Here is a 16,135-nt window from a genome sequence, read left to right on the forward strand (position 1 = left end):
CAGCGAAGCCGCGGGGCGGGCGTTTTCATGCGCTTGAGAATCATCGGATCGGCTGCCGGCGGTGGCTTTCCGCAATGGAACTGCAATTATCGTCTGAGCCGTGCGGCTCGCACCGGGGTAGCTGGCGTGCATCCACGAACCCAATCGAGTGTCGCCGTGTCGGCGGATGGACTTGGCTGGGTTCTGTTCAACGCCTCGCCCGACCTTCGCCAGCAGATCGCGGCGACGCCTGAATTGCAGCCTGCGCATGATGCGCCGCTGCGCTCCACGCCTATTCGCGCGGTGGTGCTGACCAATGCCGATGTCGATCATGTCGCCGGCCTGCTCAGCCTGCGTGAGCGGCAGCCTTTCGCTATCTATGCAACGACACAGGTTCTGGCGACGCTGGAGGCGAATTCGATTTTCAATGTCCTCGATCCGGCGCTCGTGCCGCGACGCATCTTGCCGCCGGCGAAAGAGCTGGCGATCTGCGATGCAGACGGCCACGACACCGGCGTAGCTGTCGAGAGCTTTCCCGTGCCCGGGAAAATAGCCCTATATCTCGAAGAAAAAGGCCAGCCGGATGCCAATTTCAGCTCCGATGCCGGCGACACGATCGGGGTCCGTATCGCCAGTGCCGGCAGTCGCGGCTCCGTATTCTACATCCCCGGCTGCGCCCGCATCGATGCGACCCTGCGCACGCGTCTAACCGATGCCGCATGTCTTCTGTTCGACGGCACGGTCTTCACCGACGACGAGATGATTGCTGCCGGCGTCGGCCAAAAGACCGGTGCGCGCATGGGGCATCTGGCAATGTCGGGAGGTGCGGGGTCGATCGCCGGCTTGGCCGATGTGAGGATCGGCCGCCGTGTCTTTGTCCACATCAACAACACCAATCCTGTTCTGGACGAGAATTCTGCCGAGCATGCAGCAGTCGAAGCGGCTGGCTGGGAAGTGGCCTGCGACGGGATGGAGATGGAACTGTGAGTGATTTCCACGACGCGGCCAAGAAAGGCCTGTCCTCCAGCGAGCTCGAAGCCGTGCTGCGGCAGGTCGGTGCCGAGCGCTATCACAACCGCCATCCTTTCCATCACAGGATGACCAGCGGTGCGCTGTCGAGGACCGAGATGCAGGCCTGGGCGCTGAACCGCTATTGCTATCAGGCTGTCATTCCGCGCAAGGACGCCATGATACTCGCTCATGCCGAGGATCCGGCGTTTCGCGCCGCCTGGCGCAAACGCATCGAGGATCATGACGGCGAGGACGGCTGGAGCGGCGGTATTGCGCGCTGGTTGCACCTGGCGACCTCGCTCGGTCTCGATGCCGACGCAGTGAAGAGCGAGAGGCTGGCCCTGCCGACGACACGTTTTGCGGTTGGCGCTTACCTCTCCTTTTGCACGAACCGGACCCTGCTGGAGGCCGTCGCGTCGTCGCTGACCGAGATGTTCTCGCCGCTCATCATCGGCGAGCGGGTACCCGCGATGCTGGCCAGATACGATTATATCACCGAGGACACGCTGGCCTATTTCAGCCGACGGCCCGAACAGGCCTCACGCGACGCCGACTTCGCGCTCGCCTATGTGCTCGAACATGCCGACACGGCGGAACGCCAGCAGCAGGTGATCGATGCACTGGTGTTCAAATGCGATATACTCTGGGCCATGCTCGACGCGCTTCAACACGCCTATGGCGAGCCGGGCAATATCCCGCCCGGCGCCTTCCGTCCGGAGGCAGCCCAATGATGGCACTGCGCGAAAGAGCCATGGTGTCGCCGCAGTCGGTTCCATCGCTGCCGAGGCACGTGCGCATACAGTATGACCCCGTGCGCCAGGCGTTCGCCGTGCTTTCGCCCGAAAAGGTGTTCTGGCCAAACGACATCAGCCTCGACATATTGCGCCGCTGCGATGGGCGGTCCACGGTCGGCCACATCATTGCCGGCCTTGCCGCAGATTATGATGCCGAACAGGAGGCTGTGGCGGCCGACGTCGTCGCCTTCCTGCAGGAATGGTCGGACAAGCTGCTGGTGAAGCTATGAACGAGCCCCATCTCCCCCCGATCGGCATGCTGGCGGAACTGACGCATCGCTGCCCGCTGCAATGCCCCTATTGCTCCAATCCGCTCGAATTACTGAAAGCCAATCGCGAACTCGACACGCAGAGCTGGCTCGACCTGTTCTCGCAGGCGGCCGACCTTGGCGTTCTCCAGGTGCATCTTTCCGGCGGTGAACCGACGCTGCGTCGCGATCTCGAGCAATTGATCGCCGGGCTTTCGGCGCGCGGCGTCTACACCAACCTGATCACCGCCGGCGTCGGCATTGCGGATGGCCGCATCGAGGCATTTGCCGAAGCCGGGCTCGACCATCTGCAACTGAGCTTTCAAGGCGCACGGCCGGCGACCACCGAGCGCATCGGCAACCACAGGGGCAGCCATGAAAAGAAGCTGGAAACGGCACGCCGCGCTCGCGCGGCCGGCTTGCCGCTTACCATCAACGCGCCGATCCATCGCCACAATATCGAGGAGGTACCGGAATTCATCGATCTGGCCCTTTCGCTGGGTGCGGAGCGTCTCGAGATCGCCAACGTGCAGTACGCCGGCTGGGCGCTGACCAATCGCGATCAACTGATGCCCGAGCGTGCTGCCGTCGACCGCCAGGCGGAGATCGTCGCGGCGGCGCGCGAACGGCTCACCGGCATCATGAACATCGACTTCGTTACGCCGGATTATTTCGCCATCTATCCCAAGCCGTGCATGGGCGGCTGGGCGCGCGACGCCTTCATGGTGACGCCGGACGGCACCGTGCTGCCATGCCATGCCGCCCAGACCATACCGTCGCTCGGCTTCGAGCGTTTTGGATCACGCACCCTGGCCGCGATCTGGACCGATTCCCCGGCATTTAATGCATTTCGAGGCACGGACTGGATGCAGGAGCCCTGCCGCAACTGTGAGCGGCGCGAGATCGACTGGGGCGGCTGTCGCTGCCAGGCGATGGCAATCGCCGGCGATGCCGCCGCGACGGACCCGGCTTGCGCTAAATCGCCGATCCATGCGCGCATGGCAATGCTGATCGAGGAAGCCCAGCGCGCTGCGACGGTTCCTTCGAAGGACGAACCATTCGTCTACCGGCGTATCGGCGTCGTCACCGAGCCCGCCTGACTGCCGATCTATTCCTCTGGCCTTAGGCTCGTGAAAGCCGTTCGGCATGCCACGTCATATGGTCATGCATGAAGGTCGAAATGAAAAAATAGGAGTGATCGTATTCGTCCTGCATCCGCAATTTCAACGGAATGCCTGCCTTGGAGCAGGCGTCTTCGAGCAGCCAAGGCCTGAGGCCCTCCTGGAGGAAACCGTCTGACGTTCCCTGATCGACCAGGAATTCCGGGAAACGGTTTCCATCCTCAATAAGCGAAGTGGCATCGTAGCGCCGCCACGAGGCCTCATCCAGGCCGAGATACTTTTCGAAAGCCGGCTTCGACCAGCCGGCTGTGCTTGGCTGCACGATCGGCGCAAACGCCGAGCAACTTCTGAAACGCGCGGGATTTTTCAGTGCGATCGTCAGCGCGCCATGCCCGCCCATCGAATGGCCGAAGATCGACTGGCGTGCCATATCGGCGGGAAATTCGCGCCCGATCACGGCGGGCAGCTCCTCGACGATATAGGAATACATGCGATAGTTCTTAGCATACGGCTCTTGCGTCGCGTCGAGGTAGAAACCGGCGCCGCTGCCGAACTGCCAATTGTCCTTTTCATCCGGAATGTCGGCACGACGCGGGCTGGTATCGGGACAGACAACGATCAAGCCAAGGTCGGCGGCAATACGTCTGTATTCGCCTTTTTCCATTACATTGGCATGGGTGCAGGTGAGCCCGGAGAGGTACCACACCACCGGGCAACGGCTTTCCCGTGCCTGCGGAGGCACGAAAATGGCAAACGTCATTTCGCACGAGCAGCTCGTCGAGAGATGAGAGTAAACATGCTGGGCGCCGCCATGCGACTTGGCAGTAGAGACGAGTTTCGGGTGCTCTGGCATATATTCTTCTCCACCAATTTTAACCGCCGATCGTAGGCTCTACGACATCGAGGGCGATCGCGGCAACCTTGGTGGACCGGCTGGCGCGCAGGGTTCTTGATCGCAGTCGGGGATGACCTGCCTTGGCCGACCGTTTTGGCAACGAGACGCCATTCGCTGGCGCTGCGTTGCCCAACGTCTTTCGCAACCGTACGGGCCCAGGCCGGGCGCCCGTTGGCGATGCTGGCTACAGCAAGGACGCAGTGCGCAGGGGATCGGCGATGCCTTCCGGGACACCGAACTCTGCGCAAATGCACTTGCCATGGTTTCAGCGGCGACAGCCGCTTCGACGCGGCTCTGGCGGACTATCGGCGACAGCGCGACAACACTCGCTGCCGATGCAAGAGTTCACCTGCCAACTCGCAGCGATGCCCCGTTGAGATGCAGCAACATCGGAGGGGCACCCAACGCATGACACCAACGTTCCGATTTAGCCACCCCTGTGAGCCGACGGCTATTCCCCACGGTCGAAAGCAACGGACAGGCCCAGGGCAGTTGCTGCCTCGACGATCGCCTCGGTTAGCTCTTCGTCGGATGCGACGAGATGAGGGGCAGCTTGTCGCGCGGCGTTTAATGTCGCTGTGATCGAGATGGTGTCACCACGGTCCTCCCTATTGAGGACTGCGGCGATTGCTTGCTCTACTACCGGACTGACCCTCTGCACCTTACTCATCCAACCCTCCCCGTATGCGGCCCAGGGCGATGGTAGTCTCTCCACGGTTGTATTCAATTCGTTGTACGAAACGTACAGATCGCCTGGACCGTGACGGCCAAACATCTCTAATTGCGACGGCATTCTGGATCGACCAAGGGCCTCGACCGGGTTTCTCAGCAGATTGCCCGCACGCTGCGGAGCCATGACAATTGCCGGGTTCGTATGTGAGCCCGGTCCAGGAGCTGGGCTCGGCCGACGGGCGCGCTCTGCACTTGGCGAAGATGTCGCCTAGAAATAGCCGAGGATGGATTTGACCTCGAGATACTCCAACATGCCCTCGATCCCATATTCGCGTCCGTTTCCAGACTGCTTGAAACCGCCAAACGGGGCGTGCGGATCCCAGGCCGGGGAGTTGATATGCACCTGACCGGAGCGGATCCGCGAGGCCACGTCCCTGACGGCGTCCATATCCTCGCCCTGCACATGGGCCCCCAGACCGTAGACCGTGTCGTTGGCGATGGTGACGGCCTCCTCGATTGTGTCGTAGGGGATGATGCAGAGAACGGGCCCGAAGACCTCTTCCTGGGCAATACGCATGCTCGTATGTACGTCGGAAAAGATGGTCGGCTTCACATAGAACCCGACTTTCAGATCGTGCGCACGGCCCGGTCCGCCGGTGAGGAGCCTGGCGCCCTCGGAAATGCCGACGCCGATCATGGCTTGGATGCGGTCGAATTGGGCACGGTTTGCGATTGCACCATGAGTTGTGGCTTCGCAAAGCGGATCGCCAATGACGATCTGGGCTGCGGCCCTTTTGCCGATTTCCTCGATCTCGGAGAGCAGTGCGCGTGGCGCGATCATGCGCGTCGGTGCGCTGCATGACTGGCCGAGATTGCGGAACGCTGCGGCTACGCCCAGAGAAACGGCGCGATCGAGATCTGCGTCCGGCAGGATCACGTTCGGCGACTTGCCGCCGAGCTCCTGCGCGACACGCTTGACCGTGGTCGCTGCCGCCTGGGCCACCGCAATGCCCGCGCGGGTGGACCCGGTAATGGAGATCATGTCGACATCCGGATGGGAGGCGAGACCCATACCCACGCCTGGACCATCGCCTTGCAGGAGGTTGAAAACCCCGGCAGGGAAGCCGGCTTCCTCAATCGCTTCGGCGAACAGCAGGGCGTCCAGCGGAGAAAGCTCACTCGGCTTCAGCACGATCGTGCAGCCTGCAGCGAGCGCCGGCGAAACCTTGGCGGTGATCTGGTAAAGTGGCCAGTTCCACGGGGTGATCAAGGCGCAGACACCGATCGGTTCGTGGGTGACGGCGGTTTGCCCCCGCTGCTTGACGAAGGGAAAGGTTGTCAGCACATCGCGAGCGACCTTAACATGCGTGATCGCCAGCGGCACCTGGGCGCTACGCGCATAGCCGATCGCCGCGCCCATTTCGAGGCTCAGGCATTGAGCCAGCAGTTCGCCGCGCGCCTCGAGCAGCGCTTGCAGGCGATCGAGCAGACCCGCGCGATCTTCTGGCGTGGTCCGGCTCCAGGTGGCGAATGCCCGGCGAGCCGCTACAACGGCCGCGTCAACGTCCTCGTCATTTCCAAGCGGAAACTGGCTCACAACCTCTTCTGTGGCGGGGTTGACGACGACGCCTGTCGCGGTGCCGCTCGGCTCAACCCATTGACTGTCGATGAAGAACTTGTGCAGGTGGCCGTTGCGGGCCAGGTGTTCGAAGGGCGTCATCACCCTACAAGGTCCTTCATGCGGTAATAGGCGCCGAGAATCGGCAGGAACCAGGGGCGCCCGAAATAACCGGGGATCGCTGGCCAGTCGAAATCCTTCCAGGGATTGAGCTCGGGGTGCCCGTCCATGACGTCGGCCATGATGGTGCCCATCAACGTCGACATCTGGGTCCCGTGTCCGCTATAGCCCATAGAGTAATAGATGCCATCGCGCTCTCCGGCGCGCGGCAGGCGATCGCGTGTCATATCGACCATGCCGCCCCAGCAGTAGTCGATGCGGGTGCCGGTCAGTTCCGGAAAGACCTCGACCATCGCCGCCTTGAGTATCCGGCCGCTTTTTTCGTCGGATTGAGGGTTGGACACGGCAAAGCGCGCCCTCCCGCCGAACAGAAGGCGATTGTCCGGCGTGAGCCGCCAGTAGACAACGAGGTTGCGCGTATCGACGACATTGCGACGGGTCGGCATGAGACGCTCGATCTGCGCAGGCGACAGCGGTTGCGTCACGATGAGGAAGGCACCGACCGGCACGATGCGGCGGCGGATCCATCTCAGCGGACCGACCTGGGAAATGCCGCTCGCCAACAGGACCTGCCGCGCGACGATCTTGCCCTTTGGCGTCGTTACCTCATGCCCGCCTGAAACCTTGCGCATCGCCATGACGGGCGAGCGTTCATGGACCTCGGCGCCACGCCGAGCAGCGGCGGTCGCGAGGCCACGGACGAACCGGCCGACATGCATGCCTGCGCTCTTGGGAAAGAGCAGCCCGCCATGGTAGCGGTTGGTGCCGACTTCGGTTCGCAGGTCCTCGCGCGCGATCATCCTGGTGTCGGGGTCGACATTGGCAGCCAGCAGTTCCTGGCTGCGCGCCAGCATGTCGTAGTGCTCGGGCTTGGCAGCAAGCTTGAGCTTGCCTACGCGGGAGAAGCTGCAGTCGATCTTTTCTTCCTGCACCAACCGCTCAACCATATCGACGCCGGCGTCGAAAGCCTTGTAGAGTGCATTTGCAGCCGGCTTGCCGTGCTTGCCAGCCATGATTGCATAGTTCTGGGCAAAGCCGTTGTTGCACATACCGCCATTGCGGCCGGACGCGGCGTTGCCGATCGTTTCGGCCTCCAATAGGGCAACCCGGGCGCCCTTTTTGGCAAGGGCCAGCGCGGCGGAGGAGCCGGTCAGGCCGCCGCCCACGATCGCCACGTCGTAGTGGCCTTCGAGCGGTTTGGACGACCCTTCATTGAACGGCTGAGCCGTATCCAGCCAGTATGAGGTAAGCTTCATTTTGACCACCAATGCTGACTTGAGTGGGGCAACATCCCAGGCGTAATTGCGCGCGCTACCATCCGCGCATCCGCTCCCAACGCGCTTCAATCTTGGGGCTGTCCCCATTGACGACGCTGTAGAAGTCATGCTGGGCGGCCATCGCGCACGCATGGTTGGGCAGAATCCGGACCCGAGACCCGAGCGGCAGCTCGGGCATGGACTTTCCAGAGCCGGCACGAATGGCGAGGATACCGTGTTCCTGGCTGGCCTGGGCAACGATCACATCTTCAAGCACCCGCCCCTTTTCGTCGCAGACCACGCCGTAGCCCTGGTCGATCTGCTGGTTTGCGGTTCCCCGGTCGCGCGAAAGCGCCATCCACCCTGCGTCGACCAGCACCCATCCCTTTTTCGGCTTGGACCCGATCACCGTGGCCAACACGGAAATCGCGACGGCGTCGATGGCACAGACCCCGACGCCGTGCTGGACGAGGTCGAAGAACATGTAGACGCCAGCGCGCAGCTCCGTGACCCCATCAAGATTACTGGCGAAATGCGCCGTCGGCGTCGAACCGAGGCTGATGATCGGGCAGGCATGGCCGTGAGCGCGCAAAGTTTCCGCCGCGCGCAAGCTGGCCGAACGCTCGTTCTCGGCTGCTTTGACCAGCGCATCGGGCGTGCTCAAGGCATAGGACTCGCCCGCATGGGCGAGGACGCCGACGAGATTAGCGCCCTTCTCGACGACCCTGTTGGCCACCTCGAGCAGTTTGGGATCGTCCGGCTTCAAGCCACCGCGATGGTCATCGCAGTCCAGTTCGATGAAAACAGATGGCGTCATACCGGTGGCTTCGCGGACGTCGGCCAGGCCGTCGGCCTGGCCGACGGAATCGAGCAACAACTTCACATCAGCGCCGGTGCGGCGACAAAGCTCCATGGCGCGCCTGGCCGAAGCCGGTGAGATACCAACCGCATAGGTTATGTCTCGAAAGCCATGGCCCGCAAAATACTCCGCCTCGGCGATGGTCGAGACCGTGATCGGACCGGGTTCGCGGTGGAACGCGCATCGGGCGACGTCGATGCTTTTGGCCGTCTTCATATGCGGGCGCAGTGCCACGCCAAACTTCCTGGCGCGCTCGGCCAGACCCTGGATGTTGCGCTCGAGCCGCCCACGGTCGAGAAGCAGCGCCGGAGTGATTAAGGCGTCGATCGTCCGAGCCGGCTCGCTCACCGCCACGTTTGCTGCCCTCGTGTTCATAAGTTCGTTTCCTAAGTGAACGACTGGTTTGCCAACGCATACATATGGGCGGCCCGCTCGGAGACGGGCCGTTGCCCTTTGACCATGGCGGTCGCACTGCCGGACCGCTGAAGGCCAAGGCTCTCAAGCCAGTCGCCCAATCCATCCTCGGCATAGACGTCGATGCGAACGAATTGATTGTGAAGCTTCGAAAGCTGGGCCAGGATCAGAAGCCGCGCGTCTTGCTCGCTCTCGGCTGCACAAGGGCCGACGACATAGCCGCGGCCAAACCTCCTCGCGATAGCGTAGCCCGCAATCCCTCCCCTGCGCTCAATGACCAAGGCGTTGCCCACATCGGCGAGCGCAGCCACCATCGCCAGCCGGGGCATGCCCGTGGCCCGTTCGTCGAAGGCCTGGATCGCCGCGAGGTCAGAGACTGTCGCTTGACGGATGTCGTCGCAAGCACTGCGCGTCACGGCGACGTTCAGCGAGCCCTGGTGCTGAAGCACCGTGCCCCAGGCAGTGAAGCCGCGTCGCTTGTAAAGCGCCAGCCCCTCTTCGGTTGAGTTGAGCAGCAGGTTGCGACCGTGTGCCGCCTCAAGCAATCCATCAAAGAGCCGGGCGCCGTTGCCACCGCCTTGCGCGGAGCCAGTAACTATAATCATCCCGACCGAGGCATAGGACTGTCCGTAGTTCCAGGACATGGCCGTGCCAATCACCTGTCCTGCCCGCTCGAGGACCAGGCCGTTGCCGACCATCAGGGCAAATTCCCAATCCTCCTGGCGGTAGGGCCAGGCCATCTCCTGCGACAGCTTCAGCGCGCCCGGCAAATGGCGGGTTTGGAATTTCATCAGCTCGGTCGGGGCGCTGACGATATCTCTGTCATGCTCAAAGGCCATAAGGTGCAACGCTGTCACTTGATCCAGAGTCGGATTGAAGTCGGATCTTAGAGTCGCGCCCGGCGGACAGATTTCGCTGCTGTTTTGCCCCTTCAAATCAGCGGGATAATTCGTTTTGAGCAGTTCCTCGGCATGCCAAATCGCGCAAATCGGGCGAGGAATAGCTGGCACCTTGAATCGCCGCTTCGTGGTTGTCCGCGATCGGTGATGCCCAGAGGAATTTTGGATGATCTACATCAGCGAAGAGGAGTCAGCCGCCCTCGTCACGCATAAACTTGCTTTCGAGGCGGCGCGCGAGGCCCTCGTGGCAGCAGCATCGCAGCAGAGCTGGGTCTTTCCCGCTGTTCTCGGACGCACACAGGACGCGACCAATACCTTCTCAATCAAATCCGGTTCGTCGGACGACCTGACCGGACTGAAAATCGGCTCTTTCTGGTCGGGCAATCCGGCACGTGGCCTTCCCCGCCACAACTCCACCATCGTGCTGCTCGATCAGCATACAGGTCGGCTCGGCGCCGTGATCGAGGCCGGGAAGGTCAACGCCTACAGGACGGCCGCCGCCGACGCGGTTGCGGCTGATCTTCTTGCGCGCAAGCAAGCCAAGGTTCTGGCGATATTCGGCGCCGGCAACCAGGCGAGCTTCGAAGTGATGGCGCTGGCACGCATCCGCCCAATCGAAACCGTGCTGGTCGTGGCCCGGCCTTCGCCGCGGCGCGACGCTTTTGTCGATCAGATCGGCGAAAGGGGACTGAAGGCGCGCGCCGCCTTGCCGGAAGAAGCCGTGCGCGCGGCCGACATCGTGGTCACGGCGACACCCGCACGCGAACCGCTGTTCGATGCCGCTTGGGTGGGACCCGGAACCCATATCGTCAGCATGGGGTCGGATGCTCCAGGTAAGCGCGAATTGCCGAGCGAACTGTTTCCCAAGGCACGTCTGTTTTGTGATCTGCTTTCCCAGTCAGTCCAGATCGGCGAATTCCAGCACGTGCGCGACGAGATCGACGCCGGCATGCTTGCGGTAACACCAATCGGCGACGTCATTGAAAAGCGTGTGCCCGGACGCCGCTTCGACAATGAGATCACGGTCTTCGACAGTTCCGGTATCTCCCTGCAGGACCTCTATATGGCCGACGCGTTGATCCGCGCAAAGGCGTCCCACCGCTGATCAGCTTCGCACCGACAGGCCCCAGTCCTGACGGATTTTTCGACACCACTGGAGCTGTCCTGCAACTCGCGCGATTTTTCAGTCGTGTCAGCAGCGGGCACGCCAAAGGCTTGCCCCCACGAACCACGGATCGCCCCGATGTCGGCGACTAGCGGCTGGCGCGCCAGAAGGCGAGACGGTCCTGCAACCGATAGCCCTGGATAATCGCCGGCATGAACCACGGATTGCCACGATAGAGCGGGACGGCCGAAGGCGGTCGAAAATCGAACGCCGTGCGCGACTGCTCGCCATGCCCCATCAGTTTGTGGGCCGCACGCATGCCAATCCATGGCGCCCAGACCACGCCCGAACCGCAGAAGCCGGAGGCATAGACCACACCGTCCTTCTCGAAGATGCGGGGCAGCATGTCTCGGTTCATCGCCACGTTGCCGAACCAGCAATGCGAAAGGCGCACGTTCTCCAACTCCGGGAAAAGGTTCACCAGTCCCTTGCGTAGGAGAAGCTTTGGCGCCGCCGGATCGCCGACGCGAGAGCTGTCACGGCCTCCCAGCAGAATGCGTTTTCCGTCAGGCGAGGGACGATAATAGAAACCGAGTTGCCGGTTCTCGGTGATCGTCATCAGCTTCGGCATCAGTCGCGCCATGATATCGGGCGCAAGTTCCTCGGTGACGATGATCCGGCTGCGGACCGGAACCAGGCGGCGGCGTAGGAAGGGAGCGGCGCCGTCGGTATAGCCGTTGGTACAGACCAGAACCTGCCGTGCATCCACCGTCCCTGCCGAAGTCGCGACGCGGAACCCCGAACCGTTCCTCTCGATCGACTTGACCACTGTATGCGAATGGACCGTCAACCCGGATGCGAGCGCCACCCGCAGGAGCTCAGCATGGAATTTTGCGGGGTGCAGCCCGCCAATGTCCATCCGAACGGTCCCGCCGCGGTAGAAGTCGGTGCCGATATAATTTCGCTGCTCGGCACGCGGAACCGCGTAGGACTCAATCCCCAGTTTCTTCGCCAGCGTCTCGGCGCCGCGCGCCATCTTCTCATACTGTTCATATCCGAAAGCGCCTTTGAATTGGCCAACCAGTCGGAAGTCGCAGTCGAGCCCTTCGGTCTTGATGAAGTCGTAGAGGAATTCGCGTGCGACCTTGCCCTCGGCCTCGATCGCCATGGCCTTCTCTTCCCCGAAGCGCCGGGTGATCGTGGCATAGTCCGGCCGGATGCTTCCGCTCGTAATCCCGCCGTTGCGGGTGGAAGCACCCTCGCCCGGATTCATCGCATCAAAGGCTGCGACCGAGCGTCCTTCGCGCGCCAGCACCAGCCCGGCCGAAAGCCCGGCATAACCGGCGCCGACAATTGCCACGTCAAGCTCCTTTGCGACTGGCTGGCGCGGCAGCGGCATGACGGGCGCTGCTTCCCACCAGTAGGGTGTGTTCTTGTCGGCGATATGAGGCTCTTGCACGTGGCTGACTTCTCGCTGCATTGCAGGGGTAAAGATCTGCGGTCGATGAAACTTCAGATGTGGTCGTCTCGGACGTCGAGCGCATCACGCAGCCCGTCACCGATGAAATTGAAACTGGTTACCGCAATGGTGATTGCAGCTCCGGGAATGATTGCCAGCCAAGGCGCGCTGCCCAGATATTGTTGGGCGCCATTGAGCATGTTGCCCCAGCTGGGAAGTGGCGGCTGGATCCCGTAGCCGAGGAAACTGATGTAGGCTTCCATGAGAATGGCGCGCGCGACCGTCAAGGTGGAAGCGACGATAATCGGCCCCATGGCGTTGGGCAGTATCTCGCGGAACATGATGTGGGTGCCGCTCAATCCCAGCATTCGCCCGGCCAGGACGAACTCGCGTTCGCGTAACGAGCGGACTTCCGCTTCGACGATCCGGGCAACCTCCATCCAACTGGTGAGGGCGATAATGACGGTGATCATCACGGGACTGGGCTTCAGTGCGGCAGCCAGCGCCAGCAGCAGAAAGATCGATGGGAACGACAGGAATCCGTCGACCGTGCGCATCAGCGTGGCCCCGACCCAGCCGCCGCGATAGCCGGCAATCACGCCGACCAGGGTGCCGATGAGCGTCGACAGAACCATGGCGAAGAAACCGACCAGCAGCGAGATTCGTCCCGCCATCAAAAGCCTTGCCGCCACGTCGCGGCCAAGCGGATCGGTGCCTAGAAAGTGGTAGCCCGTCAGCGGGGGGGCAAAGCGGGCCCGCAGATCGATATACAGTGAGTTATAAGGCAGGAGATGGGGGCCGAGGACGCAAGCAAGACTCAGGAAGATGATCATCGCCAACCCGAGCAGCGCCAAGCGATGGCGCATGAAACGACGTGCCGCGCGGTTGTTTCTCCATCGGCTCGGAGCTGCATTTGCGGTGAGAGCGGTCATATCGGCTGTCTCCTGTCGGGGAAGTTGCGCGCTCAAGCCAGACGAATGCGCGGATCGACAATAGCGACGACAATATCGGCGATCAGGTTTCCAAGCAGAACGAGGATGGCGGAGAACATCAGCAGCCCCATCACAACCGGATAGTCGCTGTAACCAAGGCTATCGAGGAACAACCGTCCCATTCCTGGCCAGGTAAAGACGGTTTCGGTCACGAGCGCGCCAGTGAGGACGCTGGGAAGCTGCATCCCGGCCAAGGTAATCATCGGCAAAAGTGCGTTGCCGACGACATGCTTCATCAGGATCCGGCGTTCACTCAACCCCTTGGCCCGAGCCGTCTTGACGAAGTCCTGGCTGATGGCGTCGAGAGTCGCCGTCCGCATGTAGCGGCTCCAGATCGCGACATGGACCAGCGACAGCACAATACTTGGCAGGATCAGATGGTGGAGGTAGCCCAGGATCGAGGCGTCGCCGATCTCGGACATATTGCCCGCGGGCAGCCAGCCCAACTTCAGGGAAAAGACGTAGATGCCGACGAGCCCGAACCAGAAGGTGGGGACCGACAACGCGACCATGGCACCGACAGTTGCGAGATAGTCGAACAGCGAATAGCGGCGCGTGGCGCCGCGGATTCCGATCCAGGCGCCAATGGAAATTGCAATCACGGTTGAGGAACCCATCAACAGCAGCGTGGCAAAGAGATGGCTGCCGATGACCTCCAACACCGGCGCTCCATCACGGAACGAGTGACCCCAGTCGCCCCGCACCAGCCGCCATGCCCAGTCCACATATTGGATCCATATAGGCCGATCGAGGCCCAGCAGCCCCTTGAGACGCTCGATATCCTGCTGGGTCATTCCGGGATCAAGCCCAAATTGCGCCAGCGGGCCGCCGGGAAGGAGGTTCAGAATGCCGAAGCCGATGATCGAAACGATCACAAGCAGCACCAGGCTCTGAGAGAGGCGATTGAGCAGGAAGCCGCGCATTCGAGTCCTCCATTGTGGGTTGATGATTCTGATCTGTTGCCGCCGCCGCGACGGAACCGGGCGGCGGCAACTGCGTGGATCAGGCCTTCCACTGCCAGGCCGCGGCATTCCACGACGCGGTGCGGGTGTTGGCGTTGGGCTCGAAGCCGTCCAACCCTTTCTTGCGTCCGAGGACGATTGTGTAGGCGAACAGCGGCAGGAAGGGCAGATCGTGGCGCACCACTTCCTGCACCCGGTTATAGATCCCGCGCCGTTCTTCCGGATCGAAGCTGCGAGCACCCTTTTCGAGCAGGGCATCGACCTCAGGATTGGAATATTGTCCGGTGTTCGAGCCGTGTCCGCCTTGAGCGGCGATCGCCTTCGTATGGAGCCGGTTTGTGGCGTCGGGGTCCGCGGCAATCAGATACGTGACGCCCACCATGGCGGTGTCGAATTGCGACTTCAGCCAGAACTCGCCCCACATAACTGCAGCCGGCAAATTCGAGATCGTCATCTCGACGCCGATCTCGGCAAACGTCTGCTGCAGGAACTGCTGCGTCTGCTCGCGGAGGTTGTTGCCAGAAGTTGTCGAGTTGGAGAAGGACAGTCGCACCCCATCCTTGGCGCGGATTCCATCCGGCCCCGGCGCCCAGCCGGCCTCATCAAGGATTTGGCGCGCCCGGTCCAGATTGAACTCCTGAACCGGCAGGTCCGGGTCGTAGTAGTAGGACTCCTTCGGCATGAAGGTCTCGGTGAGAGTGCCCACGCCGTAATAGATCGTGTCGACGATCGCTTTCCTGTCCAACGCGGCGTAGAGCGCCTGGCGCACTGCCAGATCCTTGAACTGCGGGCGGCCCAAATTGAGGTAGATCGACTCCAGGGATGCCCCTGTCTCCAGTGTCACCACGCGGTCTGGTAGTTCGCGGGCTTCAGTATAATGGTCGGCGGTGATGAACGACTGATCAACCAGGTCCACGTCGCCGCTCTTGAACTGCGTGTAGAGCACCGTCATGTCGGGGATGTATTTGAAGATGAGCTGCTCGACATAGGGACCTTCGCCGGCGTACTCAGGATTGGCGACGAGCTCGATGTGATCGCCCGCGACGCGCTGGCCCCATTTGAATGCGCCGGTGCCGACCGGCGCCTGGTTGAACGCGGCGGTATTCGGATCGGCCTCTTTCCCCAGAATGTGCTTAGGCACGATGAAGGTTTCGGCCAAGAATGAAAGGTAGGGCGCAAAAGCCTCCTTCATCCGCCATGTGATCTCGGTGGGCGAAACCACTGTGATGTCCTGCACGAGCGAATGGCCGCTCGTGCGCCAAGCGCGAAACTTCGGGTTCGTGATGAGCTCAAGGGTGAATTTCACGTCCTCGGCCGTGAAGGGCTCACCGTCGTGCCAGCGGGCATTGTCGCGCAACCGGATGCGCCAGTTGAGACCGTCCTCCGAAATGCCGCCGTTCTTCTGGCTTGGCACCTCGGCTGCGAGGTTTGGATGTAGGCCACCTTGGGGATCCATCCGGACCAACGCATCGAAAACCGAGAAATGGACCGCGTCATCGACTTCGATATGCGCCATCAGCGGATTGAATACGGTCGGCTCTTGCGAAAGACCGACGACGACGCGACCGGCCGGGCCTGCAGGAGGGGTCTTGGCGAAGGCGGGCTTGCCCAACAGATTGGGCGCGATGAGGCCTGCAGCCCCACCTAGCGCCATCAGTCGCAGCGCTTCGCGCCTCGAGTAGTTGGACGTAGTCGATGAATTTTTGGTCATGGTAGTTCCTCTCTTGTTAT

15 protein-coding genes are annotated in these 16,135 nt (G+C 62.0%); 5 read left to right on the plus strand and 10 right to left on the minus strand.

The genetic code is table 11. The features are described from left to right. Positions 1-27: 27 nt before the first annotated feature. Genes pqqB through pqqE form a run of 4 tightly spaced genes read left to right on the plus strand, consistent with a single transcriptional unit; the run spans position 28 to position 3,132 of the window. A complete protein-coding gene (gene pqqB, locus NKJ46_RS14725; RefSeq protein WP_352665696.1) occupies positions 28-966 on the plus strand; it encodes a pyrroloquinoline quinone biosynthesis protein PqqB in 939 nt (312 codons plus the stop codon). After that, positions 963-1,721, plus strand: a complete 759-nt coding sequence (gene pqqC, locus NKJ46_RS14730) for a pyrroloquinoline-quinone synthase PqqC (RefSeq protein ID WP_352665697.1) — start codon at positions 963-965, stop codon at positions 1,719-1,721. The genes pqqB and pqqC overlap by 4 nt, the downstream gene beginning before the upstream one ends. After that, positions 1,718-2,014: a pyrroloquinoline quinone biosynthesis peptide chaperone PqqD gene (gene pqqD, locus NKJ46_RS14735; RefSeq protein ID WP_352665698.1), complete on the plus strand. Its 297-nt coding sequence runs from the start codon at positions 1,718-1,720 to the stop codon at positions 2,012-2,014. Before pqqC ends, pqqD begins: the two co-directional genes overlap by 4 nt. Then, positions 2,011-3,132 carry a pyrroloquinoline quinone biosynthesis protein PqqE gene (gene pqqE, locus NKJ46_RS14740; RefSeq protein ID WP_352665699.1) on the plus strand — a complete coding sequence of 374 codons (1,122 nt, stop codon included), beginning with the start codon at positions 2,011-2,013 and terminating at the stop codon, positions 3,130-3,132. The genes pqqD and pqqE overlap by 4 nt, the downstream gene beginning before the upstream one ends. Positions 3,133-3,154: 22 nt before the next feature. On the opposite strand, the gene fghA is transcribed toward pqqE, so the two are convergent. The 6 genes from fghA to NKJ46_RS14770 form a co-directional block, all read right to left on the minus strand. Further along, positions 3,155-4,006, minus strand: coding sequence for an S-formylglutathione hydrolase (fghA, locus tag NKJ46_RS14745; protein WP_352665700.1), 852 nt, complete (start codon positions 4,004-4,006; stop codon positions 3,155-3,157). Positions 4,007-4,499: 493 nt separating this feature from the next. Next, a complete protein-coding gene (locus NKJ46_RS14750) occupies positions 4,500-4,718 on the minus strand; it encodes a hypothetical protein (RefSeq protein WP_352665701.1) in 219 nt (72 codons plus the stop codon). A gap of 270 nt (positions 4,719-4,988) precedes the next feature. Further along, positions 4,989-6,443 carry an aldehyde dehydrogenase family protein gene (locus NKJ46_RS14755; protein WP_352665703.1) on the minus strand — a complete coding sequence of 485 codons (1,455 nt, stop codon included), beginning with the start codon at positions 6,441-6,443 and terminating at the stop codon, positions 4,989-4,991. After that, positions 6,440-7,714: an NAD(P)/FAD-dependent oxidoreductase gene (locus NKJ46_RS14760; protein WP_352665704.1), complete on the minus strand. Its 1,275-nt coding sequence runs from the start codon at positions 7,712-7,714 to the stop codon at positions 6,440-6,442. The genes NKJ46_RS14755 and NKJ46_RS14760 overlap by 4 nt, the downstream gene beginning before the upstream one ends. 55 nt (positions 7,715-7,769) lie before the next feature. Continuing rightward, positions 7,770-8,948: an alanine racemase gene (locus NKJ46_RS14765; RefSeq protein ID WP_352665705.1), complete on the minus strand. Its 1,179-nt coding sequence runs from the start codon at positions 8,946-8,948 to the stop codon at positions 7,770-7,772. 11 nt (positions 8,949-8,959) lie between these two features. Then, positions 8,960-9,997: a GNAT family N-acetyltransferase gene (locus tag NKJ46_RS14770; RefSeq protein WP_352665706.1), complete on the minus strand. Its 1,038-nt coding sequence runs from the start codon at positions 9,995-9,997 to the stop codon at positions 8,960-8,962. Positions 9,998-10,052: 55 nt separating this feature from the next. Here NKJ46_RS14770 and NKJ46_RS14775 point away from each other — a divergent pair, with 55 nt between their 5' ends. Then, positions 10,053-10,991: an ornithine cyclodeaminase family protein gene (locus NKJ46_RS14775; protein WP_352665707.1), complete on the plus strand. Its 939-nt coding sequence runs from the start codon at positions 10,053-10,055 to the stop codon at positions 10,989-10,991. Positions 10,992-11,139: 148 nt separating this feature from the next. Here the strand turns inward: NKJ46_RS14775 and NKJ46_RS14780 are convergent, their stop codons facing one another. From NKJ46_RS14780 to NKJ46_RS14795, 4 genes are all read right to left on the minus strand, one after another. After that, positions 11,140-12,471, minus strand: a complete 1,332-nt coding sequence (locus NKJ46_RS14780) for an NAD(P)/FAD-dependent oxidoreductase (RefSeq protein WP_502903402.1) — start codon at positions 12,469-12,471, stop codon at positions 11,140-11,142. A gap of 32 nt (positions 12,472-12,503) precedes the next feature. After that, complete coding sequence (locus NKJ46_RS14785; protein WP_352665805.1) at positions 12,504-13,382, minus strand: ABC transporter permease; 879 nt, start codon at positions 13,380-13,382, stop codon at positions 12,504-12,506. Positions 13,383-13,414: 32 nt separating this feature from the next. After that, positions 13,415-14,365, minus strand: a complete 951-nt coding sequence (locus tag NKJ46_RS14790; RefSeq protein WP_352665710.1) for an ABC transporter permease — start codon at positions 14,363-14,365, stop codon at positions 13,415-13,417. Positions 14,366-14,444: 79 nt separating this feature from the next. Next, positions 14,445-16,115: a peptide ABC transporter substrate-binding protein gene (locus NKJ46_RS14795; RefSeq protein ID WP_352565922.1), complete on the minus strand. Its 1,671-nt coding sequence runs from the start codon at positions 16,113-16,115 to the stop codon at positions 14,445-14,447. Positions 16,116-16,135 lie beyond the last annotated feature (20 nt).

It is taken from the genome of Mesorhizobium sp. M0166 (genome assembly GCF_040322255.1).
Lineage (GTDB): Bacteria > Pseudomonadota > Alphaproteobacteria > Rhizobiales > Rhizobiaceae > Mesorhizobium.